The 24,933-nt window shown below is 66.4% G+C and carries 23 protein-coding genes; 11 read left to right on the top strand and 12 right to left on the bottom strand.

The window, feature by feature from the left end; genetic code table 11:
• Positions 1-938: 938 nt before the first annotated feature.
• Positions 939-1,778 (bottom strand): aldo/keto reductase, encoded by an 840-nt coding sequence (locus O3684_RS09470; protein ID WP_500066590.1) that lies wholly within the window; start codon positions 1,776-1,778, stop codon positions 939-941.
• Between the two features lie 47 nt (positions 1,779-1,825).
• Here O3684_RS09470 and O3684_RS09465 point away from each other — a divergent pair, with 47 nt between their 5' ends.
• A complete protein-coding gene (locus O3684_RS09465) occupies positions 1,826-3,130 on the top strand; it encodes a M18 family aminopeptidase (RefSeq protein WP_500066589.1) in 1,305 nt (434 codons plus the stop codon).
• A gap of 397 nt (positions 3,131-3,527) precedes the next feature.
• Here O3684_RS09465 and O3684_RS09460 read toward each other — a convergent pair whose 3' ends face one another.
• The 3 genes from O3684_RS09460 to O3684_RS09450 form a co-directional block, all read right to left on the bottom strand.
• Positions 3,528-3,959 carry an Ohr family peroxiredoxin gene (locus O3684_RS09460; RefSeq protein ID WP_500066587.1) on the bottom strand — a complete coding sequence of 144 codons (432 nt, stop codon included), beginning with the start codon at positions 3,957-3,959 and terminating at the stop codon, positions 3,528-3,530.
• A gap of 109 nt (positions 3,960-4,068) precedes the next feature.
• Positions 4,069-4,590 carry an NUDIX domain-containing protein gene (locus O3684_RS09455; protein WP_500066585.1) on the bottom strand — a complete coding sequence of 174 codons (522 nt, stop codon included), beginning with the start codon at positions 4,588-4,590 and terminating at the stop codon, positions 4,069-4,071.
• An 18-nt stretch (positions 4,591-4,608) separates the two neighbouring features.
• Positions 4,609-6,183: an aspartate:alanine exchanger family transporter gene (locus tag O3684_RS09450; protein ID WP_500066583.1), complete on the bottom strand. Its 1,575-nt coding sequence runs from the start codon at positions 6,181-6,183 to the stop codon at positions 4,609-4,611.
• Between the two features lie 111 nt (positions 6,184-6,294).
• On the opposite strand from O3684_RS09450, the gene O3684_RS09445 reads away from it, so the two are divergent.
• The 6 genes from O3684_RS09445 to O3684_RS09420 all read left to right on the top strand — a co-directional run bounded on the left by O3684_RS09445 (position 6,295) and on the right by O3684_RS09420 (position 10,319).
• On the top strand, positions 6,295-6,990 hold the full coding sequence (locus O3684_RS09445; protein WP_500066581.1) for a DUF2510 domain-containing protein: 696 nt from the start codon (positions 6,295-6,297) through the stop codon (positions 6,988-6,990).
• Positions 6,987-7,718, top strand: coding sequence for a hypothetical protein (locus O3684_RS09440; protein ID WP_500063412.1), 732 nt, complete (start codon positions 6,987-6,989; stop codon positions 7,716-7,718). The genes O3684_RS09445 and O3684_RS09440 overlap by 4 nt, the downstream gene beginning before the upstream one ends.
• Before the next feature lie 85 nt (positions 7,719-7,803).
• The gene (locus O3684_RS09435; protein ID WP_500066579.1) at positions 7,804-8,412 is read left to right on the top strand and encodes a DUF2510 domain-containing protein; all 609 of its coding nucleotides are present in this window, start codon (positions 7,804-7,806) and stop codon (positions 8,410-8,412) included.
• Positions 8,409-9,101, top strand: a complete 693-nt coding sequence (locus O3684_RS09430; protein WP_500063415.1) for a hypothetical protein — start codon at positions 8,409-8,411, stop codon at positions 9,099-9,101. Before O3684_RS09435 ends, O3684_RS09430 begins: the two co-directional genes overlap by 4 nt.
• An 85-nt stretch (positions 9,102-9,186) precedes the next feature.
• Entirely contained in the window at positions 9,187-9,624 is a 438-nt protein-coding gene (locus O3684_RS09425; protein WP_500066577.1) for a DUF2510 domain-containing protein, read from the top strand.
• The gene (locus tag O3684_RS09420; protein WP_500066575.1) at positions 9,621-10,319 is read left to right on the top strand and encodes a hypothetical protein; all 699 of its coding nucleotides are present in this window, start codon (positions 9,621-9,623) and stop codon (positions 10,317-10,319) included. The genes O3684_RS09425 and O3684_RS09420 overlap by 4 nt, the downstream gene beginning before the upstream one ends.
• Positions 10,320-10,477: 158 nt before the next feature.
• Here the strand turns inward: O3684_RS09420 and O3684_RS09415 are convergent, their stop codons facing one another.
• From O3684_RS09415 to O3684_RS09395, 5 genes are all read right to left on the bottom strand, one after another.
• Positions 10,478-10,900, bottom strand: a complete 423-nt coding sequence (locus O3684_RS09415) for an RNA-binding S4 domain-containing protein (RefSeq protein ID WP_500066574.1) — start codon at positions 10,898-10,900, stop codon at positions 10,478-10,480.
• An 8-nt stretch (positions 10,901-10,908) separates the two neighbouring features.
• Positions 10,909-13,611: an ABC transporter permease gene (locus O3684_RS09410; protein WP_500066592.1), complete on the bottom strand. Its 2,703-nt coding sequence runs from the start codon at positions 13,609-13,611 to the stop codon at positions 10,909-10,911.
• Positions 13,612-13,631: 20 nt separating this feature from the next.
• Positions 13,632-14,369, bottom strand: coding sequence for an ABC transporter ATP-binding protein (locus O3684_RS09405; RefSeq protein WP_500066572.1), 738 nt, complete (start codon positions 14,367-14,369; stop codon positions 13,632-13,634).
• Positions 14,366-14,974, bottom strand: coding sequence for a PadR family transcriptional regulator (locus tag O3684_RS09400; RefSeq protein WP_500063420.1), 609 nt, complete (start codon positions 14,972-14,974; stop codon positions 14,366-14,368). Before O3684_RS09400 ends, O3684_RS09405 begins: the two co-directional genes overlap by 4 nt.
• A 392-nt stretch (positions 14,975-15,366) precedes the next feature.
• Positions 15,367-16,191: a hypothetical protein gene (locus tag O3684_RS09395; protein WP_500066570.1), complete on the bottom strand. Its 825-nt coding sequence runs from the start codon at positions 16,189-16,191 to the stop codon at positions 15,367-15,369.
• Positions 16,192-16,334: 143 nt separating this feature from the next.
• Between O3684_RS09395 and O3684_RS09390 the strand changes: the two genes are divergently transcribed.
• Together O3684_RS09390 and O3684_RS09385 are read left to right on the top strand one after the other, a co-directional pair.
• Positions 16,335-17,213: an aldo/keto reductase gene (locus tag O3684_RS09390; RefSeq protein ID WP_500066568.1), complete on the top strand. Its 879-nt coding sequence runs from the start codon at positions 16,335-16,337 to the stop codon at positions 17,211-17,213.
• A gap of 19 nt (positions 17,214-17,232) precedes the next feature.
• Positions 17,233-18,552, top strand: coding sequence for a DUF4921 family protein (locus O3684_RS09385; RefSeq protein ID WP_500066566.1), 1,320 nt, complete (start codon positions 17,233-17,235; stop codon positions 18,550-18,552).
• A gap of 24 nt (positions 18,553-18,576) precedes the next feature.
• Here O3684_RS09385 and O3684_RS09380 read toward each other — a convergent pair whose 3' ends face one another.
• A complete protein-coding gene (locus O3684_RS09380; RefSeq protein WP_500066564.1) occupies positions 18,577-19,878 on the bottom strand; it encodes a hypothetical protein in 1,302 nt (433 codons plus the stop codon).
• A gap of 140 nt (positions 19,879-20,018) precedes the next feature.
• Between O3684_RS09380 and O3684_RS09375 the strand changes: the two genes are divergently transcribed.
• Positions 20,019-20,297, top strand: coding sequence for a DUF4235 domain-containing protein (locus O3684_RS09375; protein ID WP_500063426.1), 279 nt, complete (start codon positions 20,019-20,021; stop codon positions 20,295-20,297).
• A gap of 43 nt (positions 20,298-20,340) precedes the next feature.
• Here the strand turns inward: O3684_RS09375 and O3684_RS09370 are convergent, their stop codons facing one another.
• Entirely contained in the window at positions 20,341-20,709 is a 369-nt protein-coding gene (locus tag O3684_RS09370; RefSeq protein ID WP_500063427.1) for a sterol carrier family protein, read from the bottom strand.
• 101 nt (positions 20,710-20,810) lie between these two features.
• Here O3684_RS09370 and O3684_RS09365 point away from each other — a divergent pair, with 101 nt between their 5' ends.
• Positions 20,811-21,719: a P-II family nitrogen regulator gene (locus O3684_RS09365; RefSeq protein WP_500066563.1), complete on the top strand. Its 909-nt coding sequence runs from the start codon at positions 20,811-20,813 to the stop codon at positions 21,717-21,719.
• 300 nt (positions 21,720-22,019) lie between these two features.
• Here O3684_RS09365 and O3684_RS09360 read toward each other — a convergent pair whose 3' ends face one another.
• Positions 22,020-22,805: a CDP-alcohol phosphatidyltransferase family protein gene (locus tag O3684_RS09360; RefSeq protein ID WP_500066562.1), complete on the bottom strand. Its 786-nt coding sequence runs from the start codon at positions 22,803-22,805 to the stop codon at positions 22,020-22,022.
• Positions 22,806-24,933: the final 2,128 nt, after the last annotated feature.

The following is a 24,933-nucleotide window of genomic DNA, read 5'->3' as shown; positions in this document are numbered from 1 at the left end:
GCACGCCCGGCTCGGCGGCCAACCCGGTACAAAACTCGCCTGGCACGCCCCAAAACGCCGATTTCGACCCATTTTGCGCCAGCAGGGAGAACTTTGTACCGTTTTCGCCACCAACAACCCGAGCAGGGAGAAAAAAGTCACGCACCAACACTCCACCGCACCCCAACAACGCACCCCTCTCCAAATTTCGCATGCAATTCGATTGAATGAACTTTCAATAAAGCCCAGAAACGTTGCAATCCCAACAATATGAATTCAAAGTTTGAAATAGCGAAAAGGGAATTGCATGCGAAATTACCGTGCCGACGGGTCAGGCGGCGGGGTCAGGCCGCGGGGTCAGGCCGCGGGGCCGATGAGCAGTGACAGGGGCAAGCCCGGCAAAACTCGCACATAATTTCCTGCGGTCACTTTTCGAGACCACCCACAAACGTTGCAATTGCAACGATACAAATTCATGGTTTGAAGCACGCACAAGGGAATTACGTGCGAAATTGCTAGGCGGTGAGCGATGAGCGCGCTAGCGACGAACAGCGACAAGCCCCACCCGATTGGAGGCCGCCGCGGAGCCTGGCCAGGCTTCAAAACACGGGCCTGGCCACAGTGCCGGTGGGCGGCGGCGAGGCCTGGCTGGGCTAGTCCAAGCGACACAAGTGCCGCCGGTGTGGAGGGCGCCGGAGGGACGTGCCGCGGTGCCGGTGGGCGGCGGCGAGGCCTGGCCGGGCTTCGAGCCGACACGCCGATCAGCAACCCGGCCCCACTGGTGTGGAGGGCGCCGGAGGGACCGGAGGGCACGGGCGGGCTTCGAGGCGCGGCGCCGAACGAAGTGAGGCCGCCTAGCCTCGCGGGCGGCCGGGCCCTACGGCGCCCGGAACACCCGTGGGGCCGCAAGCAACGCCGGAACACCCGCGGCACTGCAAGCACCGTCGAACGGAGAAGCCTCAGAACTCCTCGTAGTACTCCGGGTTCTGGTCGGCCTGGCGGCCGTCGGGTCGCCCGAGCGCGCTAATCGCAGCCATCTGCTCAGGCGACAGCGAGAACGAGAAGATGTCGAGGTTCTCGCGCTGGCGCTCGGGGTTACCGGACTTGGGCAGGGGCAGAGCACCGAGCTGGTAGTGCCAGCGTAGGATGAGGCGCGAGGGAGAGACTCCCACCTCGGATGCCAGGGCAACAATCGCGGGGTCTTCGACGATGCGCCACTTACGCCCCAGCGGGCTCCAGGACTCGGTGAGCACGCCGATGCGCGCGTGATACTCCAGGGCAGAGGCCTGCGGGAAGTAGGGGTGCAGCTCGATCTGGTTGACGCTGGGGTACTCGCCGGTCTCGGCATGCACGCGGTCGAGGTGCTCGGGCAGGAAGTTGCAGACGCCGACGGAACGGATGAGACCGCGGTCGCGGGCATCAAGAAGCGCCTGGAAGGCCTCGACGTACAGGCCGCGCTTGGGGTTGGGCCAGTGGATCAGGTACATGTCCCAGTAGGCGAGGCCGGCGCGCATGAGGGATTCCTCGACGGTGTAGACGGCCTCGTCGTAGCGCTGGTGGCGTCCGGGGAGCTTGGAGACCAGGCGCAGGTCCTCGCGGGGGATGCCGCAGCGGCGGACGGCGGCACCGAGGGCACCTTCGTTTTCGTAGTTGAAGGCGCTGTCCAGCATGCGGTAGCCGGCGTCAACGCCGGAAACCATTGAGGAGACGCCCGAGGCGCCACGTAGGTTGTAGGTCCCCAGCGCGATCGCGGGAACGTCCAGGCCGTCGTTCAGGGTGTATGCGGGGATCTCACTCATGTGTCAATCGTAGGCCTCGCCCCGCGCGGCGTTCTACCATGGGAGGTATGGCACAGCTTGAACTGGACGAGGTCCACGCGAACGCGGTGGACTATCAGCATTTCCTTCTTGATTCTCCTTCTCCCTATCACGCGGCCGAGGTCGTGGCGCAGCGCCTGGTGGACGCCGGCTTCAGGCTCGTCGACGAGAAGGGCGCGTGGGATGCATCCCCGGGTGGTCACGTGATGGTGCGCGGTGGCGCGGTGGCCGCGTGGTTCGTGCCCGAGACGGTCGCCGACGACGCGGGCTTCCGTATCGTGGGCGCACACACGGATTCGCCGGCGCTGTCGGTGAAACCGTCGGTGCAGTCGACGACGCCGGATGGCTGGGGCCAGATTGACGTCGAGGTGTACGGCGGCATGATGTGGAACTCGTGGCTGGACCGCGAGCTGACGCTGGCGGGTCGTCTGATCCTGGCGAATGGCGAGGTCGTCCTGGCGCGTACGGGTCCGATTGCGCGTATCCCGCAGCTGGCAATCCACCTGGATCGTGAGGTGAATCCGGTTGGTTTGAAGCTGGATCCGCAGAAGCACCTGCACCCGGTGTGGACGGTGGATAACCCGTACGGCAACGTGCTGGAGTACGTGGCGCGCACGGCGGGCCTGGATGACGCGTCGCAGGTCGCGGCGTTCGATCTGATTCTCACCCCCAGCCAGGGGCCGGGCTTCTTCGGCGACAAGGGCCAGTTCATCGCGGCGTCGCGCCAGGACAACCTGTCGAGCGTACATCCGGGTCTGGTGGCTCTGGAGCGTCTCGCGGCGCAGGGGACCCCGGAGAGCGGCGATATCACGGTGTTCATGTGCTTCGACCACGAGGAGGTGGGTTCCGGCTCGCGCACGGGTGCGGCCGGCCCGATCCTGGAGACGGTGTTGCGCCGCACGGCGACGGCGCTGGGCCGCGATGAGGATGGCTTTGAGCGAATGCTCGCGGCCTCGTCGTGCGTGAGCGCGGATGCGGCGCATTCGGTGCACCCGAACTACGCGGATCATCACGATCCGGATAACCGTCCGGTGATGGGTCGCGGCCCGGTCCTGAAGATCAATTCGAAGCAGCGTTACGCGACGGACGGCGAGGGTATCGCCCTGTGGAATCGCGCGTGCGCGGCGGCGGGAGCGGTGTCGCAGAGCTTCGTGGGCAACAACGCAATGCCGTGCGGCACGACGATTGGTCCGATCACGGCGACTCGTCTGGGGATCCTGACGGTGGATGTGGGCGTGGGCCTACTGTCGATGCACTCGGCGCGCGAGATGAGCCACGTGGATGACCTCCTCACGCTCTCCCAGGTGCTTGAGGCGTACTGGCGCGGCGCGTGAGCGCCCGGACCGCCCGCGCGCGGCAAGCCCGAAGGGTGACGCCGTGCGCGCGGCACCCGCAGCACGGCGCGTGAGCGCCCGGACCGCCCGCGCGCGGCGAGCCCCAAGGGTGACGCCGTGCGCGCGGCACCCGCAGCACGGTGCGTGAGCGCCCGGATCGCCCGCGCGCGGCAAGCCCGAAGGGTGACGCCGTGCGCGCGGCAAGCCCCAGCGGCGCGTGAGCGCCTGAGCGCCCGGATCGCCCGCGCGCGGCAAGCCCGAAGGGTGACGCCGTGCGCGCGGCACCCGCAGCACGACGCCTAAATCGGGCCCCATAGCGGCGCGTGAGCGCATGAAGATACCCGGGCCTCGTCGATCCACAGACGAGGCCCGGGTTCTTTGCTTTGTCAGGGTGCCCTCAGAGGGAGGCGACTGCGGTGACGGTGACGGGCACGTTGCCGCGTGTGGCCTTGGAGTAGGGGCACAGCTCGTGGGCGCGGTCGGCGAGGGCCTGGGCGCGGTCGAGCGGGGCGCCGGGGATGAACACCTTGATGTCGGCGGTCAGGGCGAAGGAGTCGCCTTCGGGACCCAGGCCGATCGTGGTGCGCACGACGGAATCGGTGGTGTCGATGCCCATTTCCTTGGCGGCCAGGCCCATGGCGCCCTGGAAGCAGGCACCGTAGCCCATGGCGAAGAGGGCTTCGGGGTTGGCGCCGTCGCCGGGGCCGCCCAGTTCCTTGGGGGCGCGCATGATGTGGGTGATGCCGAGCGCGGGGACGGAGGAGGTGCCGGCGCGGCCGCCCGTGGAGTCAGCGGTGACGGAGTATGCGATCTTGCTAGGAGTATTCATGCCCCTATTCCACCACTAGGACTTCAGTCCCGCAAGGGGTTTGACACAAAGACAAGTAATTCCGCGCCCTCGGGGACGAGGCCGGGGCACGCCCGCAGGTCACGCGGCCTCAGGCGGTGAGGAAGTCGGCCTCGGGGCGGGCGCTCAGCGCCTTGGCGACGGCGCGGCGGAAGCGGTCGTTCATGGGCGGGAGCTGGTCGCCGCGGAAGAACGCGGTCTCGCTGTTTTCGCCGTCGGCGGGGTTGGGGTCGCCACTCACCCACTGCGCCGCGAAGGCGACGTCCAGGTAGGTGGTGACGTCGCCGTTGTCGTAGGTGACGGGGCCGACGACCTCGACGGAGAGGAGGCGGCGCACCTCGATGCGCACGTCGGCTTCCTCCAAGGCCTCGCGGGCGGCTGCGACGGCGGGCTCCTCACCCGGGTCGACGATGCCGGTCACGGGGGTCCAGGCGCCGTTATCGGAGCGGCGCACGCACAGGATGTCGACAGCCTCGGGCGCGATGGGCCGCTCCCAGTCGATGGGCGCGCAGCCCGAGGCCGGGCGGAGGATGACGACGGTCGTGCCGGGCATCCACAGGGGCGCGTGGCCGACGTGTCGGCGCAGCTCGAGGACGAAGTCGGGGGTAGCCATGGCCCTAGTCTACGGTGCTCACAGGAAGGACGTAATGATCGGCAGGAGCAGGATCTTGACGATGATCGCGAAGGCGAAGAGGGTCGCGTAGGCGGCCTCGATGCGCTCGTCGGTCACGCGGGCGTCGGCGGCCTGCAGGACGGCCGGCTGGCCGAGGAAGCCCGCGACGCCACCGGCGGCACGAGGCGCCGACAGGCCAATGAACTTTGCGCCGATCGCCTGGAGGGCGCAGCACACGACCACCATGACGGCGGCGAGGAGTGCGGCGCGCCAGCCGTCGGGGCTGCCGAGCAGGCTCGCGAACTGCGGGCCGGCGTTCAGGCCGAGCGCTGCGAGGAAGAGCATGAGGCCGATCTGGCGGATCGTCAGGTTCGCGGCGGCGGGCAGGGTCCACACGAGCGGGCCGGTGCGGCGCAGCGCGCCGAGCAGCATGCCGACGATCAGCGGGCCGGCGGCGGCACCCAGCTGGAAGCCCTGCCCGCCCGGCAGCGGGAAGGACACGATGCCCAGAAGCAGACCCAAGACGAGGCCAATACCGAAGGCCATGCCGTCGACCTCGGCGACGCGACGCTCGGAGTCACCGAGCCACTCCGCGATATCGTCAAGCTCCTCCGTGGGGACGACGACCGCGACGTGGTCGCCGAGCTGGAGGTCGAGGTCGTCGCGGGCCAGGAGGTCCAGGTCGCCTCGGCGCACGCGCGTGATGACGGCACCGAAGCGCTTGGTGACGTTGAGTTCGGAGACGCTGCGGCCGGCGACATCGGGGTTGGAGACGACGATGCGCTCAAAGGCCAGGTCGGAGCGGTCGTCCTCGAGGTTGTGGTCGAGGATTTCGCCGACGAGGGGTGCCGTGTCCTTGATCGAGGCGGGATCGCCGACCATGACGACGTGGTCGCCGGGCAGCAGGTCCTCGCCCGGGGCGATGACGCGCGTACGACCGTCGCGTCGCAGGTAGGACAGGCGCACGCGCTGCTCGCGCCACGCATCGATATCGCGGGTGTTGATCTGCTTGGTCACGTGCACGCTGACGGCCTCGAGGGACGCACCCGCCAGGGAGGGGGTGTCCTTGGGCCCCAGCCATTTCTTCGTCACCGTGATGGTCACGATGAGAATGCCGCCGATGACGCCGACCGGGTAACCGAAGGCGTAGCCAACCGCCGCGTTCGCGTCCCCCGTCAGGCGGGTGGCCGTATCGAGGGCGGGTGCGGCCGTGAGGGCACCCGTGAACAGGCCCGAGGTGAGACCGGCGGGCAGGCCGAGGAGGCGACCACCCGTCAGGGCAATAGCCGCGCCGACGATGCACACGATCGTCGTCAGCGCGAGGAGGTTCGTCTGCTTACGCAGATCCTGGAAGAAGGTCGCGCCCGCGGAAATGCCGACGCAATACACGAAGAAGGCCAGTCCCATCGGCTGGACGATCGACATGTGCGTGCTCACGACCTCGGGGTGCAGCGCCGAAACGATGAGGCCCACGAAGAGCGCGCCGGCCGCACCGAAGCGCAGCGGGCCGATCCGAATGGCCCCAATCGCCGCACCCAACGCAACAACGACAAACAGTGCGAGCAGGGGTGAAGACGTGAATAGAGAGGCCATAGCTTTCAGAGTACCTGTCGCTCCCCCGGCGGTTCCCGCCGACTGTCACATTACCTGCGTTATGAACCTCACGGATTGGTTACACTGGTGCCAGAAACTGAAAGGACGGTCATGTCTCAACCAGCACCCGGATGGTACCAAGACCCCGCAGGCTCTCCCCGCCTGCGCTGGTGGAACGGTGGCATGTGGACCGAGCAGTACCAGCCGATGCCCACGCAACACCAAGCAATGCCTCAGCAGGGCATGCCTCAGCAGAGCTTCCCGCAGCAGGGTGGACCCCAACAGGGCGCACCGCAGAATTTCCCGCAGCAACAGGGATTCCCACAGCAAGGCGCGCAGCAGCAGGGCCGCCCGCAGCAGCAGGGCGCACCACAGCAGGGCTTCCCCCAGCAGGGATTCCCACAGCAAGGCGCGCAGCAGCAGGGCTTCCCCCAGCAGGGCGCGCAGCAGGCGAACGCCCAGAAGGGCCCTCACCTGCCGTCCAACAAGCAGGCACCGACCGTCTCCTCGAATCCTTACGGCTCCGAACCCAGGTTCGACCAGCCACAGAAGGACGCGCGGGATAAGAAGGCCGGACAGACCAAGGACTCTACGACCTCCTCACGCTGGAAGATCGCGACAGTCGCAGCGTGGGTGGCCGTCGTCGTTTTCGTTGTGACGGCAATCATCGCGGGCACCTCCTACAGCCACGCACGTGCGGAGCTCGCACCCGCGGTCAGCGACCGTGACGACGCTCAGAGCCAGCTCGACCAGGCACAAAAGGAGCTTGATGAGGCCCAGAAGGAACTTGAGGAGTTAGAGAAGTGAGTTACGTTCCCACCCCCGCGCAGGCACCCACGCCACAGGCTTCAGGGTCCCGCAGCGGCATGAAAATTCTGACGATCATCGGCGCCTGCCTCGCCATCCTCTTTCTGATCCTCTCGGTTGTCCTGGGACTCGGTGCGCGTTCCACCCATCAGGCCGCCCGGCAAGCGCAGAGCGACGCCCAGTCCCTGCGTGATCAGGCCAAGGAAACGGAAACCGAGACGGCGACGACCCGCACCAAGATCACCGAGGCGACAAACAAGAAGGAAGCTCAGGCGTGGTGTGACGGTCTGACGAGCGCGAATGCAGATTTCGACTCACTTGACGCAAAGGCGCGAGAATACAAGAGTCTGACGGCGACACGCCACGAAGCCATCGGCAAGATTTGCCCGAAGAAAAAGGACTTTATCGAGGCGTACGCAAAAGACGCATCGCAGGACATGGTCAAGCCAGACACCCCCACCTGCTCGGCGGGGGCATCCTCGGCGACAATCACCGGATCCGTATCCGTTACCGGAACGAACCTGGCGGGCCTCTCGGCGTACGACGTCGGCGTCGAGTTCTACCTCGTCCCCGGCTCTACCATCAAGGGCTATCAGCCCTCGGACAAGCAGACGGTCACCGTCCCCGCGGGCGGATCAGCCTCGCTGACATCGACTGTGCCGTTGCCCTCCTTCGACTCGGGATCCTGCATCGTCCGCGCTGTCAGCATCTGGCCCAGCGGGGTCTGAGCAGATAGTTGCCCACCATCCCTGCGGCGACTAGACTTCCTGACCGTACCCTCGGTTTTGACACGACACGGGAAAGAGAACCACGATGAGCGAACCCGCGGAAGGCTGGTACGCCGACCCGACCGGTGCCGCGCAGCTGCGCTGGTGGGACGGTCACGCATGGACGCAGTACGTCGAACCCTACGAGGCGACCCCCGCGCAGTCTGAGACCGCCGAGGCGATCCCCGCCTACGACGAGGCCCCGCACTACGCTCAGCAGGAGCAGGTAGCGGCGAACGTGCCGACTCAGGAAGCTGCCGAGGTCGCGCCGATTCCCTCCCCCGAGGAACCCTCGTATTGGAAGGACTCCGTACCCGCCCCCTCCCCCGAGGAGACGTCGGCGTGGGAGGCCACCCCTGCCTCGTCGATGGACGAGGCAGGCGCCGCCCCGATCCCGATGCCCGACGAATCCGAGCCCTCCCAGGAAACCCCGAAGCGTTCGGGTACCCTCAAGTGGACACTCGGCTGCGTTGCCTCCTGGGCGCTTGTCGCCGTCTTTATCGCGGTCCTCGTTCTCGCGTGGTCCTATCTGGGCGCCAGCGGTCGCATCCACGATGACGCGAAGAGCCGCGCCGAAACCGCGCAACAGGAGCTCGACACCGCGCAGTCCACGCTCGCGGACATTAACCGCCAGATCGAGGAGGCCAACAAGTGAGCGCACCCGCACCACTGCGTGCAGCGACCGTCGCCGGAGCCACCCTCGCGGTCATCTTCATCATCCTGTCCGCCGTCGTCGGCGGCATCAACGTCTGGCGTTCGCATTCTGCGTCCAGCTACGAGGCGCAGGCCGAGCAGGCGCAATCCGAGAAGGCCGCGGTCGACCAGCAGATCACCGACGCGAAGACCCGCCTCGACGCCGCCAACGTCCACAAGGACGCCAAGGCGTGGTGCGATTCCGTCACCCGCGACACCGCCGCGTCGATCCGCAACGCCATCAAGACCTACGATTCGGCGACGCAGGCCGTCAAGGACGCCATTCACCAGGAGTGCGCCCCCAAGGAGACTCTCGCTAACGCGCAGCGCGCCGGGGCCGACACCGCCTTCAGCCCCGGCATCCCCGAGTGCACGACCGACCAGGTGACCACGACGATCAACGGCACCATCACCCTGAACTCCGCGAGCCCCATCTCCTCGCTCGGGCCGCTCGAACTGACGATTTCCGGCTACACCCTTGACAAGGGCACGACCCTGAACCCCTCCTCACCCTACCAGGGGAGCACGACCGTGACGCTCACGCCGGGAACCCCCGCTACGTTCACGATCTCCGTCCCCTACGACCCGGCGATGAGCGACAAGACCGAGTGCGGGTTCACCATGACCTCCTGGTGGCCGACCAACCTCTGAGAATCACGTGAGGCCGATCACTGACCGGATCAATAAAATTGATGCTCCCCTAGACTGTAGGGGAAACAGTGAAAGGAGCCTCCTCGTGAGTAACCCCGTCCAGGGCTGGTACGCAGACCCTGCAGGAACCGGCCAGCTGCGCTGGTGGGACGGCGCGCAGTGGACCGACCGCTTCCAGGCCGCGCCCGCCGCCAACACCGCCACGGATTCCGTAACCCCGAACGCCGCAGGCGATGCCGCGGCCACCAGCGAGACAGCCGCCGCCACCGCCGCTCAGGCCGTCCCGCAGCCCGCCAACACTACGGCGCAGTTCACCCCCGTGGCTCAGGCGCCCGCCACCAAGGCCACCGGCGGACAGATCGCCCTCGCCGTCATCGCCTCGCTCCTCGTCGTGCTCTTCCTGGGGTCGAGCATCATTGCGACCGGTATGCACGGCAAGGCCAGGGAGGACGTCGCGAATTCTCAGTCCATCCTCGATGATGCAAAGAGTGAGCTCCAGAAGGTGCAGGAGGCAATCCAGTGAGTGACCCGAACACCACCGCAGCCAACACTGCCCCTGTGGCACCCGCGAAGCCCGGTAAGAGCAAGGGCCTGTCCATCTTCAACCGTGTCGCCTTCATCGTCGCAGCGCTCCTCGCGGTCTTGACGATCGCCATGCTTGTTGCGACTGCGATGACCACCAAGTCCGCGGCCAACATGCGCGACGAGGCCCAGGCGACTCGAGAGCAGGCCGGTCAGGAGCTCGCCTCCTACTGGTGCTCGCAGATCACACCCGAGAACGTCGCGAAGTTCGACGAGTTACGTGACCTCTACCTCGGCGTGAGCGAGACGGCTCAGAACGCTGTCAATCAGCAGTGCCAGAAGAAGGTCACCATTACTGACCTCGTTACTAACAACGATCCCAACGGGGCTTTCGACACCACCAGCCAGTGCACCATTAATGCATCGAGCACGAAGATCACGTGCACCGCGACCGTAACGGCAAACGACACGATCAAGAAAGATCTCGCGTCGTTCTCCTCCATGACAGTCACGCTCCAAATGAGCATGCAGACGACGAGCAGTAAGCTCACGTCCAAGGGGCACGACCTCGGCGAGGTCGCAACCGTCGACGTCGACCGCTCCGGCACGGGCAAGACCCAATTTACAGTCCCCTACGACCCCACCTGGGGTGAGTACTACAAGGTTGACGTGAAGTCGTTCTTCCCGAACGAGTGACACGGTATACCTGATCGCGCTTACCCCGTCGCCCTGCGTGGGCGGCGGGGTTTGTGCACCCGTAGCCAAGGGTCGTCAGCCCGACCCCGGACGCGACTCAGCCGTGAACGACCCGCATGCGCGCACCGACGAAGCCTGCCCCGGCCTCGTCGGTGAGCTCAGTAGTGCTCGTGGGAATCGTAGCCGCGCAGCCTATCGAGCTCGCGCCGCTCCTTCTTGGTCGGGCGCCCACTGCCCCTCTCACGCATCGCGACGGGAATGTGCACGCGCGGGCGCTCGGGCGTGCGGTCATCGTAAGCAGTGCGCGCCTGCGGGTAGGAGACGCGCTTCGCGAGCAGCAGGACGACCCCAAGGATGCGGTCGAAGCCCTCGATGCGCAGGCGGACCTCGTCGCCGACACGCACCTTGTAGGCAGCTTTGACAGGCTCTCCGTTCACGCGCACGTGCCCGGCGCGCACGGCGGCCGTCGCCTGGGAGCGGGATTTCAGCTGGCGGGTCGCCCACAGCCAGGTATCCACGCGCACGGAGGACGAGGCGAGGGCGCCGGCGGGGATCGCGACGTCGTCGAGGCTCTCACTCATCGCGTCCCCTAGTTGATGCGACGCAGACGCTTCTGGTGGCGGGGCGTCAGGACGATCGCGACGAGCGCACACAGGACCGGCATACCGATCAGCATGCCCAGGAGCGCGCCCCACGGCACGACCGGCCACAGCGTGGTCAGGGTCGGGAAGATGCGGGAGCGGGCGAACGTGATCACGGCGAGGACGCCGACGACGAGGCCGGCGAGGACCGCAGTCGGGATCGCATTGAGAGCGAGGACAACGCCCTGCCAGGTCGTCACGTGGCGGCGCATCGCGGGGGCGGCACCGATCGCGTCGAGGGTATCGAGATCGGGGCGCATGTCCGAGGCCGACAGCGCCACGACGAGAGCGACCGTGGCTGCCGCTGCAACGACCGCAATGAGCGCGGCGACGTAGGGCAGGACGAGGGAACGCATCGTCGGCACGATCACCTGGGCCGAAGCACCGGGCACCTGACGCGCGATCGTCGCCTGGAACGACGGGGCGTCGACGGGACTCACCTGGTGATCGACGGTGAGGAGCTCACCCAGAGGGCGTACCTGGAGGCCGAGGTAGGATGCCGCGGTCGGCGAGAGCACGATGACGTTGACGCGAGTCAGGGGCGTGGCGACGAAAGTCTGGACGGTCGTCACCTTGGCGTCCGGCAGGTTATCGTCCGACGCTCCCGCCGCCTTCGCCTCCGCGATGGCGCTCATGTCGAGGCTACGCAGCGTCACCTGGCCCGCGCCATCGATGTACTCCGGGTCGGGGATGAGGACACCGCCAGCGTTCAAGGTGGCGATCGCGCGCACCATGTCGTCCTCGTTGCTGAAGTACCCAGCCTGGCGCAGATACGTGCCGTCATCGACCATGTACGCCACGTCCAGTTCCGTCATGGTGCCCATGTTCGTCGACATCGTGAACGTCGAATTGTTGTACGGGTGCACCGCCTCGACCATCGTGGTCGGGCCACCCGGGCCGCTGTTCCACGCCAAGCCGTTGAGCGTCGCCTGCGAGGTGACGCCGCGCTGGCCGTCAACAGCCTCGACAGCGGACTTCATGAGGTCACGCGAGCGCTTGACTGAATCAGTGCGGTCAACGGTCGAGACGAAGACCTGCCCCCGCTGCCCCACGTGCGGACGCGAGTTCCAGCCGGCCTCGTTCGAGGAAGACAGGGTGATGAGCAGGCCGCACGCCACGAACACCGTCGTCAGGATCGAGGCCATGGCCGGGAAGGTGCGGTGGCCGTTGCGAACGGCGTCGCGCAGCGCCAGGCGCATACTCATCGACGCGCGACGGTTGGGGAGGCGCCACCGGGTAAAGATGTAGGGTATCGAGCCGATCAGGCCCGCCTCCAGCAGGCCGATACCAACGACGAGGGCCAGCACCGAACCGAACCATGCGGCGATACCGAGGAGTGGCAGACCCGCCAGGAGAGCCAACGGGTAGATCATGCGGCGACGCACGAGGCGCGAGGGCTCCCACACGCGACCTCCGATGACGGCGGAGGTGTCAATGTGGGAGGTCGTGTGGGCCGGGGACACGGACGCCATGAGCGACAGGAGCACCGGCAGGAGCACGGACAGCGCGAGGGGCCACCACGGGACGATCCCGATACCCAGACCCGACCACATGCCGATTCCCACCATCGCGGCCGCGGAGAAAGCCGCGGAAAAGAGGGCCGAATAGAGGCCGATAATCACGCCGTGGGCGATCGTGAGCCGACGCCCATCCGTGCGGTCACCACCGTTAGCGACGATCATGGCAGCCGTGCGCATGACCGAGCGCTGAGCGACGGTGTATAGCGGCGAGATGAGCAGGATCATCTCCGTGAGGATCAGCAGAATACCGGCAACGAGGAGCAGGTACTGCCAGGGGTTGGCGCTCCGAGTGCTCTGAGGGACCTCGTACTGGGCGATCTGCGAGGGCAGGGCCGAGGCGTCGGGTGGGTTTGCCAGCACCTGACGGGATAGGACCGAGAAACCGGATGCGTTCAACTCGCGGATTTTTTCCCACGACACCGGCGTCGGACCCGTCACGAACCAGGCAGTCTGCGTGCGCCCCGCGACGGCGAGGCGGTCAATCGGAAGCGTCCCATCGCCGATGATCGCGCGCTCAGAACCCCCAATGATGGAGTCGATCACGACGTTCCCCTTCAGGGACTGAGTCGCTCGTTCCTTCGCGATAGTCAGGGACAGGTTCACGGAGTCACCGACGCTCACCGACAGGGCCCGGGCCACGTCCTCGGAGATGACGGCATGACCAGCGGCCAACGGCCCGCTCTTACCACCCGCATTCACGCGCGGTGCCTCCAGCGAGGCCGTTTGCGTCCCGTTGTCGACCGTAAAACCCGTGCCATCCGCCGTTTCCAGACGCAGCTGGTAGAGCGTATCGACGGCGACCAGCTGATCGCCCTCGGGCAGCCAGCTCTGGAGGGTGTCCATCGACACCGAGACCTCGTCGCTCGAGGCCGTCTTCGACAGGCGGTCCGCGGTGAAGTCCTGCGCGATGGCCGTCGACGACCGGTGCAACGTCACCGCCTGCACGTCGCTGCGATGTCCGAGCCACGACGAGGCCTGGTAGCGCTGCGAGGTCGTGACGTCCCAGAAGGTGATCGCCGCAATCGCGATAATGATCGGCAGGGAGATCAGGAAGACAGCCGTGGCCGTACGGCCCAGGCTTTGGCGCGCATCACGAGAGGCGATGCGGAGTACCACTCCCCATCGCCTCATCCGTGTGCTGAGTCGGCTCATCAGATCCTTGGTGCTGTGTCTGCCAGCAGATCCTTCAGCGAATCCCCCCTCGATCGGTCGACGATGCGACCGTCGCGCAGGAAGACCGTGCGATCTGCCCATGCGGCCATTCTGGCCTCATGAGTCACGAGGATACCGGCTGCACCGGCATCAATGTGATCACGCAACACCAGCATGATCTGTTCGCCAGTGTGAGAATCGAGCGCACCCGTCGGCTCGTCCGCAAGAATGACCGAGCGGTTACCCACGAGTCCGCGGGCGATCGCGATGCGCTGGCGCTGACCACCGGACAGGAGCTCCGGGAAGCGATCAGCCAGGTCCGCGACGCCTACCTCCTCAAGCGCGGCCATCGCAGCCTCACGCACCTTGGAGGGACTCACGCCGTCGAGCTGCAGCGGCATCTCAACGTTTTCGAGGGCCGACAGCGAGGGGATCAGGTTGTAATCCTGGAAGACGTATCCAATCGACCGGCGACGAACCTCGGCGCGATGAACACTGTCCAAAGCCGCCAGGTCAACCCCGTTGATATAGACGTGGCCTCGGGTCGGACGTTCCAGGCCGCCGGCAATCGACAGCAGCGTCGACTTACCGGAGCCGGAAGGACCCATAACAGCGAGAAGCTCGCCGGGTGCGACCTCAAGGTCGATCCCGTCGAGCGCTCTCACTCGGACGCCGTCAGCGCCGAACTCATGTCCGACGCCAGCCATCCGGATCGGTAGGGGCACAGGCTGGCTCATCGCACCCCGGCACGCTCCGAAATGCCAGCCTCGGCCTGGGCCCAGTTCATCGAGCGGCCCTTCGCAGCGGCGAAGGCGGCACGACGCGCGGCCTCGGAGACCGCACCGGACTCAATGTGGTCGAGCCAGTTGAGCTCGGCCTCGAGGTCGAAAATGTGACGCTCAAGGATGAGCTTCCACGCGAGCTCGCCCTCATCGGCCGAAGCCTTCAGGCGGGTCACATCGCGCAGCGAGCCCAGGGTCGAGCGACGCTGAGTCTGGATCATGGCCTCAACGTCGACCGTGGGGTCGGCGGCGGCCACAGCGAGCTTCATCACAAGCTCATCACGTTCGGGATGTTCGCGAGGAACAGGGGTGGACCACCAGGCGGCGAGGACTTCACGACCGACATCAGTCAGCTCAAAGACCTCGGAATCACGGCCCGCATTGGTCTCAGCGTGAGAGATGACCTGGCCGTCGCGCTCGAGGCGCTGCATCGTCTGGTAGACCTGGCCGATGTTCAGCGGCCATGCTCCGCACGTCTGCTCCTCGAACATCTGCTTCAGGCGGTAGACACCGGCGGGCTGCTGCGCAACAAGTGCCAGCAGGGCATTGCGAACCGACATAACTCTCCGTTCGTTGTCTGGACGTGTAGACGATCGTGGTTGAACAGTATCTATCGTACGCCAAAATCGTTGTTAGAGCGGGGAATCGGCGGTGGGTTACCTAACAAAAACCCTACCGGCTGGTTAGACAGGGGTTCGCGAAATGACGGGGAATATCGAGGAAACCGACCGTAACACCAATAAAAGTGCCAACCACATTGCAGACACCTTTTTCAAGTTTTTCAGTGATATTCCAACGAAGCGACAGTCGAACAGTTAGAGCCCTCCAAACTCGAGACGCACCTCGTCCAAAACCGGATAAAACCGCCCCACAGGGCGCTCTGACCATGGGGACAGAAATTATTTGTCACCCGACAGTCTCAAATTTTGAGATCTATCGCTCACGCGAGGACCTACTCGGCGAGAACGTCCTCAATATCTTCCCAGAGCACCTCCGGCGACGACGGCGCAACAGCCGCCCAGAATTCGCCATCCTTATCCGCCAGCAAGGGCACCTCGTCGGGGTACAGCTCGGCGAACTCCACGCCCGCCAGCACCTCGCACACATCCTCGCTGGTGGCGAGCAAACGCCAGCTCTCGCCCGATAGATCCGGGTACGACACCGCATCAACGACCCGCACGGCGAGCCCCACCCACGCCTCGTCCGCAACGTCCGCCCAGAAGGACGCCGTTGCCTCGTCGACCTCGGCATCGATCACCTCGGCGATCTCGCGAGCAACGCTCGGCACCTGTTGGATGATCTGTGGGACGTCGCCCCGTTCCAGGGCAGTGAAGATCACCTCGGGCACCGCCGTCGACACAATCCCCTCTCCCGACGGCTCACCCAAGGCGCTGAGCTCGAGGAACGTCTCGCGCAGCTGCGCAACATCGATCGCCCACACCGACAGCATGTCTTCCTCGCCGCCGTACATACCTCCATCGTCGCAGCGCAACACCGCGACGGAGCGCGGGCCGACGAAGAACGTAGCGCGGCGGCATCCCGCCGGTGCAACGACCCAGGCGGTCAGCACCTTCGTCGCCTGCGCGAACCCCTCGAGGACCGCGGCGAGGTGAGGGACAGGAGTATCGCCGACGACGAGGCCCTGGCTGCGCAGCAGCTCAACGAAAGGATGCGCGGGGTCGGCGAGGAGCCCATCGGCGTACGAGCGCAGCGCGTCGCACTCCAGCTCGCTCATATCGAAGACGACGCCTTCCTCCGTCTCGCATGCATTGATCATGATTTCTCCTGCGCTCTCGAACGGGCACCTGCGCGGCACCGAAACGAGGACAACGCTACGGCACACCGACCGCCAGCGCGAGCGCCGACCGCGAGCGGCCCCTACCCGGGGGCTACACTGGTGGCGACTAGGAGGATTCACCGATGAACACCCCGCCACCCGCAGGCCCCGCCCCGGCCTCGTCCCCGATTCCAACCCTCACCCTCCCGACAGGCACGCCCATCCCCGTGCTGGGTTTCGGCACCTACAAGGTCGCACCCGAGGACGCGTACGACGCGGTGAGCCGCGCCCTCGAGGTCGGGTACCGCCACATCGACACCGCCCAGATGTACGGCAACGAGGCCGAGGTCGGGGCGGCGCTCGAGGCCTCGGGCATCGCCCGCCAGGACCTGTTCGTCACCACGAAGGTCGACAACTCGAACCACGAGCCCGAGCGGGCCGCCGCCTCGATCGAGCGCTCCCTCGAGGACCTGCGCACCGACTACGTCGACCTCCTCCTCGTGCACTGGCCGCTGCCCACCCTCTACGGGGGCGACGTCGCGCTGCCCTGGCCCGCGCTCGAAGACGCCTTCACCGGCGGCGGCGCGCGAGCGATCGGCCTGTCCAACTACGAGCGCGAGCACGTCGAGGCCGTCCGAGACGTCGCCACGTTTCCCCCGCACGTCCTCCAGGTCGAAGCCCACCCCTTCCTGCCCAACGCCGCGCTGCGCGATTACGCGCAGGGGCTCGGCATGGTGTTCGAGGCCTGGTCCCCGCTCGCGCGCGGGCGCGCCGTCACCGAGGCGACGCTCATCGAGATCGGGTCCCAGCTCGGCGTGAGCGCCGCCCAGGTCGCCCTGCGCTGGGCCCTCGACCGCGGCCAAGTCGTCTTCCCCAAGACGCTGAGCCCAGCGCGCATGACCACCAACTTCGACCTCTTCTCCTTCTCGCTGAGCCCCGAACAGCGCGCCCGCATCGACGCGCTCGACGAGGGCGAGGCGGGACGCACGGGGTCGCATCCCACCACGATGGACCGGCTCTGAGGACGGGTACGATACAGGTATGGCTTCCAAGCTCACGCGCGCCGACCGCGCCATCGTCCGGCTGGCCGACGGCACCGTCAAACAGCAAAACCTCCTCACGGGCACCGAGGTGTGGACCGTTCCGGGCCGCGGCAACCGACCCCTGAGCGCCCCGCACGCGGACCACAACCCCATCTGCCACGAGGCCGACGGGCACCACTGCGCGTTCTGCTCGGGACGCTACCTCGAAACCCCTCCCGAGAAGTCACGCCTCGTGCGCCACGAGGACGGGACCTGGGAACAGCTGGACGCCCTGGGCGCGGATCAGCTGACGGACACGGTTGCCGAGTTTCGACGTATCCCGAACCTGTTCGAGATCGTCTCCTACAACTACTGGCACCTCAACCACGGTCACGTCCCCTCCGAGGAGGACCGACGCCGCATGGCCCACTACCTGGCCTCGGACGCGGGATACGAGCACGTCATGAACGTCGTGCGCGCCCGCATGCTGGCCTCGGGCATGAGCGAGGGCGAGTTCGCGGCCACCAGCGAAACCGCGCGCCTGCAGGCCGCCAACGGCTTCTTCTCAGGGGGCCACGACCTCATCATCGGCAGGCGCCACTACGTCGACGGGGCCACCGAGGCCCACCAGCTGGCCGGTTCGGGCACCCTCACCCCCGAGGAGCACGCGCAGTACACGGCCTACACGGCCCGCTCGATGCGCGACCTATACGACCTCGACCCCGCCGTGCGCTACGTCGCCACCTTCCAGAACTGGCTGCGTCCCGCCGGCGCCTCCTTCGACCACCTCCATAAGCAGCTCGTCGCCATCGACGACCTGTCCGTGCAGACCGAGGCCGAGTTGGAGCGCCTGCGCGCCCAGCCCGACATCTACGACCAGATCTTCACCGTCGCCGCCACGCGCAAGCTCCTCATCGCCCAGAACGAGCACGCCGTCGCCCTGGCTGGTTTCGGACACCGCTTCCCCGGCATTGCGATCTGGCCCCTCGGACAGGCCGCAAACCCGTGGGAAGTCAGCCCCGAGGCCATGCGAGGCATCTCCGACATCCTCCACGCCGCGCACGCCGCGACGGGCGTCGAGGTGCCCGCAAACGAAGAGTGGTACCACCGCCCGCCCACCGTCTCGACGCCCATGCGCTGGCGCATCCTGCTCAAGTGGCGCATCTCGACCCTGGCGGGCTTCGAGGGCGGCACGCGCATCTACCTCAACACGATCGACCCGTGGAAGGTCGTCGAGCGCACCGTGCCGCGCCTCCTCGAGCTGCGCGAAGCGGGCCTCATCGCCCCCATGCGCATCGGGGAGGAATGCAAAGTCAGCCCCGCAATGCTGCGAAGCTGACTCGACTCGTGGGGCGCGGCGGGGCTACTCCTCGTCGCCCGGATCGGTGCCCCCCGTCTCATCCGAGGGTGCCTGATCCTGCCCTGCGCCCTGCTCGTCCCCTGCGTTGGGCGTACCCGGATCGGTCCCCGCGTCGGCGGCGGGAGTCTGCGAGGGGGTGGGTGCAGGCGCGGCCAGCGCCGAGGACCACGTCGCCAGCCAGGCGTCGAGCGCATCCAGGGATCCCACCGTCTCATCAGCGACAACCGCCTCGCCCGTGATGCCCATCAGCCAACCGGCCTTCGTATCGGCCGCGAGCGCACCGTCGATCGGATACGCGGCACCCGTCGTCGCCAGGGAACGCTGAGCGCTCTCCCCCTGCAGCCAGGCGATCAACGACTCCGCGCCGTCAGAAGCCGACGAACCCGTCGCCGCCGCGTACATGATGCGGGCAATGCAGGTCGACGAGATCGGCGTGCCGTAGGAATCCACACCCGTGTTCGTCGCAGCCGCAGCCGCCAGCGAGCGCGGTGCCACGACCAGCGGGTACGCGCCCGATTTTCCAGCGGAGGCACCCACGACCTCGGACAAATACCCTTCGGACACGTGCGCACCGGCCGTCCACGCGCTCACCGTCGCACCCAGCGACGGATCCACGCGCGGGTTCAGAGACTGCGCGAACGCCCCCAAGCCCTCGCCCGTCTGCGACGCCGCCTCCTGCACGAACGCGCGCCCCACCGACGACGAGGCCGGGTCCGGAATCGCGAGCAGCGCGCGGATGCGCGGCGAGGTCAGATCGCCAAACGAAGTCGGCAGCGTGCGCCCATTCGCGCTCATCCACGACTTGTCGGCGATCACGCACACGTCATCGCGGCCGTAGGCGACGGCAGCGGCCGCGCCCTCCACCGCCGTACCCGACAGCGTCACCGTATCCGCAGGCGCCACGGCCGCAATCGCACCCGACGCGCTCGCCTGCAGCGCATCCGCGCCATCAAGCCCCAGGGCAACATCCGCATTCGTCTCCGCCAGCTCACCCACGCCGTCCACCGGCACAGCCGCAACCGTGAAACCCGTCGCCTTCGTAAACTCCTGAGCCGTCTCCATCGGCAGCTGTGCGCCGCCCACCAGAGCGACCGTTACCGTGCCCGAGCCGCTGCGCGGTGTCGGCGCGTCGATCGTCCCATGCCCGGTCGCGCTCGACGACGCGCGAGCGCTCTGACCCGGCACAATCGGGGACGCGAAAGGATCCCGGGGGGCGCTCGAAGACACGGACGGCGAACAAGCCGCCACCGTCGTCGCCGCAACAGCGAGGGCCGACAACGCAAAAACAGAGCGGGCGCGAGCCATGAGGAATCCTTCTGACGGGGACACTACCGTTCAAGCATAGGGCAGCACCCCCGTGGCCCTCGCGCAAGAGCCCCGCGTGGGGCATCATGGAAGCACGCGCACGCGCGAAGGGACAACCACCCCCACGCCAGGAGGCAACCATGGACTCAGCCACCATCGAAAAGGTCGCCACGACCGTCGTCATCGCCGGAGCAGCATTCGCCGCCTCCAAGCTCTTCGAAGCCGGATGGAAGATCGCAACCGGCCGACCGATCCCCGCCGAGGACGCCGACGACGTCACCATGGCCTCGCTGGTCCTCTTCGCGGCCTCCTCCGCCGCCATCGCGGCCGTCGCCCAGCGCTATGCCTACAAGGGCTCCCAAAAGTGGCTCGCCCCCAAGCTCGAGGCGCGCTTCGGCGTTCCCCAGCTCGAGGCCTGAGCCCCGCACACCGAGGCCCCTGCCTCGTCCCCTGCCCTGTTGCTCACACGAGCGGCAGGAAGGGTCCCAGGTCCGTGCGCTCACCCGAAGCGCTCACCGCAGACCCAGCCACGGCCTCGTCCCACGTGAGGAGACCGCACGCGAGCGACAACCACGTGCGCGCATCGGTCTCCACGACGGCGGGCGGAGTGCCACGCCGGTGAGTCGTCCCCGGCAGGATCTGCACCGCGCCCGCGGGAGGCACACGCACCTCGACCGAGCGCCCCGGATGCAAGACGCCAAGCTCCTCGAGAGTGAAGCGGACCGCCGTCAACACGACCGCACGCGAAGGCTCCTCGCCGCGCTCCACCGCGTCCCGCCACGAGCGCAGCGCCACCATCCCCTCACCCGGGTCAATCCGTCGTTTCGCCATACCCCGATTCTACGCGGCGCGACCACACCCGCCCCGGGCGTGCATTCCGACCACTTTGTCAGGCACAATGGTTGTGTCCAACTTCCAACGAGAGGCCCCACGTGAGTGACACCGCTTCCCTGATCACGCTGCGTTCGATCCTCGACCTCGAGATCGCGCGCAGCTACCAATGGGACGCTGCCACCATCATCGCCATCTCCGGCGTTGACCGCGCCGGAGACCTCACCACCCGCATCGTCGAAGTTCCCGGCTCACTCTCAGACATCGCCGCCGAAGGCTTCTCGCCCCACTCCGCCGCCGGACACGCCCTCTCCCACGAACTCCACGACGCCATTCAACGCCGCGTACGCCTGTGGATCGCCGACATCCCCACACGCGACCTCCCGCGGCTGCGCGACGCCCTCGGCGCCGACATCATCCACGAGGCCGGAATGGCACGCGACGGCTACACGCCCGTCGCCATGTCCCCCCTCGAACTCCTCGAACACTGGGCATCCGGCAGCGACGAGCAGCGCGAGTTCATGCGCGTCGCCATGGCCGGACTTGACACGCTGACGACCTCCTCGCACGCGACGCACGCCTCGCGAGCCGTCGGCGCCTCCATCATCGAACGCGCCGGCTTCCTCAAGCTGTGCCGCAACCCCAAATTCATCGCCTACGTCGTCGTCCTCGTCTACTCCATGGCCCGCGCCGTCCCCGTCATGTATGTACCGCACTTCCGGGGCGACTGGCGCATCCTGTGGGCCATCGACATGATCACCGCGATCCCCTACACGTGGGGCCTCATCGAAATGGTCGCCGGCCAAAAGCTCTGGCACCGCATCGTCGGCGCGGCCACCGCGGCCGTCACCTTCCTCGCCCCCTACGTGTACTTCCTCATGTACGGGCGCCACGCTCCACCCGGCGTCTGGACCGCCATCGCCTGCATCTTCTTCGGCGGGATCTTCCTCGAAGTCTTCCGCTACCGGCGCGACCGCGCCGTCAAGAAAGGCCTCGCGGAGCAACTGTAGGTGCGCGAGCGGGCTGCGGCCCGCTGGTGTTCCGGGCACCGAAGGCCCCGGTCGCCCGCTACAACACACCCCACCACGGCCTCACCCCCGGGCACCGCGCACCCCTCCCCGGCCTCGTCGACAGCGCGTCAATGTTCGCGATGGCCTGTGCCCGGGCACCGCGCGAGCCGTCCCGGCCTCGTCCCCGTGGCTACGACGAACCCGACCTGCGCAACAACGTCCCACGTACGCTCCACCTACAACAAACGTCCCCCGAGCGCGAGGCCCGGGGGACGTTCTGCTGTGATCGTGGCGCGGAGGCTACTTGTCCTCGCCGGTCGCCGTGCGAATAAAGCCCGCGATCATGAACCAGCCGCCGCCCACCCAGAAGAGAATCAGCGCCCACAGAGGCTGCACCGGGTAGACGACAACCATGTACGCGCACGCAACAATCCACGCGGCCGCACCGATGATGTTAGGGATCTGGAAGCGCTTCACGCGCGCCGGGTGCGTGTAGTGCAGCGGAACCAGCGTCATAATCGCCAGGAAGATCGTCGCCGCAATATTCACCCACGCGGGAGTCTGAAGCACGTACATGACAATCGCCACGCAGTTCCATGCCGCCGGGAAGCCCACGAAGTAGTTGTCATTCGACTTCTCTCCGTCGTTCGCGTAGCAGAACACCGAGGAGACGATGACGACGACCATCATGATGACGGGGACCGGCTTCGGGCCAAACGGCAGGTACATCGCCATGAACAGGGCCGGCAGGAACGTCCACGTCAGATAGTCGACGAGATTGTCGACGACGCCGCCGTCGAACCAGGGGATCACCTGACGAACGCCGACCTTACGGGCCAGGGTGCCGTCGACGCCGTCCACGATGAGCGCGATGGCGAACCACAGCCACATCATCGGAATATTGTTGTCGAGCATCGCGAAGAGCGCGAGCGTCGCCCACGCGAGTCCGGAGATAGTGAACGCGTGCACCGCCCACGCGGCGATCACACGGCCCAGGCTGGGTTTGCTGGTAGCCTCCGACGAGGCCGGGGCCTGCTCAGTTGCAGCAGCCTGCTCAGTTGCAGTGGGGACGTTTTGCTCAGGCACAGACAGCTCCTGTCGTGGCGGATTATTTCCGCCTCTCAGTATGCCAAAGATTGACGAGCTTTTAGTAGGACTTCGACCATATGGCATGGCTTCGGAGCGTTGTCACAGGTCTGCCACGCATCGTCTTCATGCACCGCGACTGCGGATTGATGACACTTCGAATCGGTCCTGGCCGGTCTCTGGCGAGATTGTGCTTGTGCTTGCGTGCTCGGGGAGTGTTCCTGCCCGCTCGCTTGCGTGCACCCGGGCGTGGCGACCGTCGCACCCACCCGGACCTCGCCAGAGTACGCTCGCTTGCGTGCGCACGGGCGTGGCGACCGTCGCACCCACCCGGACCTCGCCAGAGTACGCTCGCTTGCGTGCACCCGGGTCCGATAGGTGGTGGCCCCGGCCCTTCAATGCGCGCCTGGGCCCGCTCACGCGCACGTTAACCCACCTGGTGGGGCGTGGGCTGCCGTGCCCATCCGCCACTAGGTGGGTTTAGCTGCGCACAAGTGGGTCAACACTGCCAGCAGATGGGCCCAGCCGCCAGGACCGAGGAGAGCACACACACCACGCCAGAACGCCGCCGCACCCAAAACACAGACCACTTCGCCTATAACGGCCCGTTTTCAGCGTTTTCACTGAGGCAGTCTGCGCTTTGGGCCCCGTACCACCCCACGCAGCGACCTCACCGCCACCAATCGGGGGAATTGCAACATGAGGCTCGACTACGGCGACGATCCGAAAGGGCCTAGAATCTGCCGGGGCGGCCACAAAACGGGGGAATTACGCCATCCAAGGCTCCAACACGCCGGCGACACGCCGTAAGAGGGCTTCGCATGGCGTAAACCCCCCATCACCACCGTCGTCGAAGGCGCTGGAGGGCACCACACGGCCGGTTGGCGCGACAAAACTCGCCCAACACCACAGCCCCAGCACAAAGAGCGCGGTAAGGGCCGGCCACGGCGCCCGTGAGCAGCGGGGCACTGCCATAGCCCGCCAACTGGCACGAGGCCTACGCCAGGGCACGACACTATTCGCCCAACAACAACCTCGCCGGACCCCTTCGGTACAAAACTCTCCCAGCACGAGCCGCACGGCCCCACTTCCGGTACAAAACTCTCCCCGCACACCCCTTCTCACCGCATGTGCGGGACAAAACTCTCCCTGCACGCCCACCCTCGCCGCATTTCCGGTATAAAACTCTCCCTGCTCACCCGAAATGGCTCGATTTGGCGCAATCTACGCATGCGGGGAGAGTTTTGTACCGTTTTCACCACCAAGAAGCCAAGCAGGGAGAATTTTGTACCGAACACGAGGCAGAGCCGGGGCTAGCAACGACAGCACTCCAGGTGCCACTAGTGCGAAGCGCGCCGGCAAAACCTGAGGGCCAGGCCGCGGTGCAGGCGTCCGGTTGGCAGGGCTAGCGCCAGACAGATTTCGCATGCAATTCGATTGGGACAAATTTCAACAAACCCAGAAAACGTTGGAATTTCAACGCCACAAAATCACGGGCCGAAATGCTCACCGGGGAATTGCATGCGAAATTGATGGATACCAGCAAGGCCTACCCACGGAGCTTGCTTCAACACCGGGGCCGATCCCCACAAATTTCGCACATAATTTACCTCGGTCACTTTTGAAGATCGCCCTAAAACACTGCAATTCCAACGACCTAAGTTCAATGCTTGAACAATCTGCAGGGGAATTACGTGCGAAATTTCTGATTGACAGCCAGAACTGGACTACACGAAGCAACCCAGGACCCGGCAGGACAATGAGCCGACGCACACGCCTATCAGTAACACCACGCCCCACTGGTGTGAAGGGTGCCGGAGGGTCCGGAGAGCACGGGTGGGCTTCGAGGCGCGACACCGAACGCAGTGAGGCCCTAGCCTCGCGGGCGGCCGGGCCTGACAGCGCCCGGAACACCAGCGACGTCACAAGAACACAAGCAGGTAGGCCGACGCTCCGAGCAACCTATCAGCACACCACGTGCCGCCGGTGTGGAGGGGCACAGGAGGGCCGGGTGGCCTGGACGCGGTGCCGGTGGGAGGCGGCAGGACCTGGCGGGCAACACACAGACAATAAGCACCGCCCGATTGGAGGCCGCCGCGAGGCCTGCGGGGCCTGGCCGGACAACGAG

The sequence above is a fragment of the Pauljensenia sp. 20925_1_27 genome, from assembly GCF_041432835.1.
In the GTDB taxonomy this organism is placed as follows: Bacteria; Actinomycetota; Actinomycetes; order Actinomycetales; family Actinomycetaceae; genus Pauljensenia.
The sequence above is the reverse complement of the archived record's forward strand: the minus strand, read 5'-3'. Positions and strand labels throughout refer to the sequence as shown.

Bases quoted from the DNA above. Each gene is read 5' to 3' on its own strand.
- O3684_RS09400 (WP_500063420.1), bottom strand. From the start codon at position 14,974: ATGTCGGTTCGCAATGCCCTGCTGGCACTTGTTGCGCAGCAGCCCGCC.
- O3684_RS09465 (WP_500066589.1), top strand. From the start codon at position 1,826: ATGGCACAGCTTGAACTGGACGAGGTCCACGCGAACGCGGTGGACTAT.
- O3684_RS09415 (WP_500066574.1), bottom strand. From the start codon at position 10,900: ATGAGTGAGAGCCTCGACGACGTCGCGATCCCCGCCGGCGCCCTCGCC.
- O3684_RS09385 (WP_500066566.1), top strand. From the start codon at position 17,233: ATGGCTTCCAAGCTCACGCGCGCCGACCGCGCCATCGTCCGGCTGGCC.
- O3684_RS09395 (WP_500066570.1), bottom strand. From the start codon at position 16,191: ATGATCAATGCATGCGAGACGGAGGAAGGCGTCGTCTTCGATATGAGC.
- O3684_RS09390 (WP_500066568.1), top strand. From the start codon at position 16,335: ATGAACACCCCGCCACCCGCAGGCCCCGCCCCGGCCTCGTCCCCGATT.
- O3684_RS09470 (WP_500066590.1), bottom strand. From the start codon at position 1,778: ATGAGTGAGATCCCCGCATACACCCTGAACGACGGCCTGGACGTTCCC.
- O3684_RS09435 (WP_500066579.1), top strand. From the start codon at position 7,804: ATGAGCGAACCCGCGGAAGGCTGGTACGCCGACCCGACCGGTGCCGCG.
- O3684_RS09410 (WP_500066592.1), bottom strand. From the start codon at position 13,611: ATGAGGCGATGGGGAGTGGTACTCCGCATCGCCTCTCGTGATGCGCGC.
- O3684_RS09460 (WP_500066587.1), bottom strand. From the start codon at position 3,959: ATGAATACTCCTAGCAAGATCGCATACTCCGTCACCGCTGACTCCACG.
- O3684_RS09370 (WP_500063427.1), bottom strand. From the start codon at position 20,709: ATGGCGAAACGACGGATTGACCCGGGTGAGGGGATGGTGGCGCTGCGC.
- O3684_RS09455 (WP_500066585.1), bottom strand. From the start codon at position 4,590: ATGGCTACCCCCGACTTCGTCCTCGAGCTGCGCCGACACGTCGGCCAC.
- O3684_RS09450 (WP_500066583.1), bottom strand. From the start codon at position 6,183: ATGGCCTCTCTATTCACGTCTTCACCCCTGCTCGCACTGTTTGTCGTT.
- O3684_RS09405 (WP_500066572.1), bottom strand. From the start codon at position 14,369: ATGAGCCAGCCTGTGCCCCTACCGATCCGGATGGCTGGCGTCGGACAT.
- O3684_RS09445 (WP_500066581.1), top strand. From the start codon at position 6,295: ATGTCTCAACCAGCACCCGGATGGTACCAAGACCCCGCAGGCTCTCCC.
- O3684_RS09380 (WP_500066564.1), bottom strand. From the start codon at position 19,878: ATGGCTCGCGCCCGCTCTGTTTTTGCGTTGTCGGCCCTCGCTGTTGCG.
- O3684_RS09375 (WP_500063426.1), top strand. From the start codon at position 20,019: ATGGACTCAGCCACCATCGAAAAGGTCGCCACGACCGTCGTCATCGCC.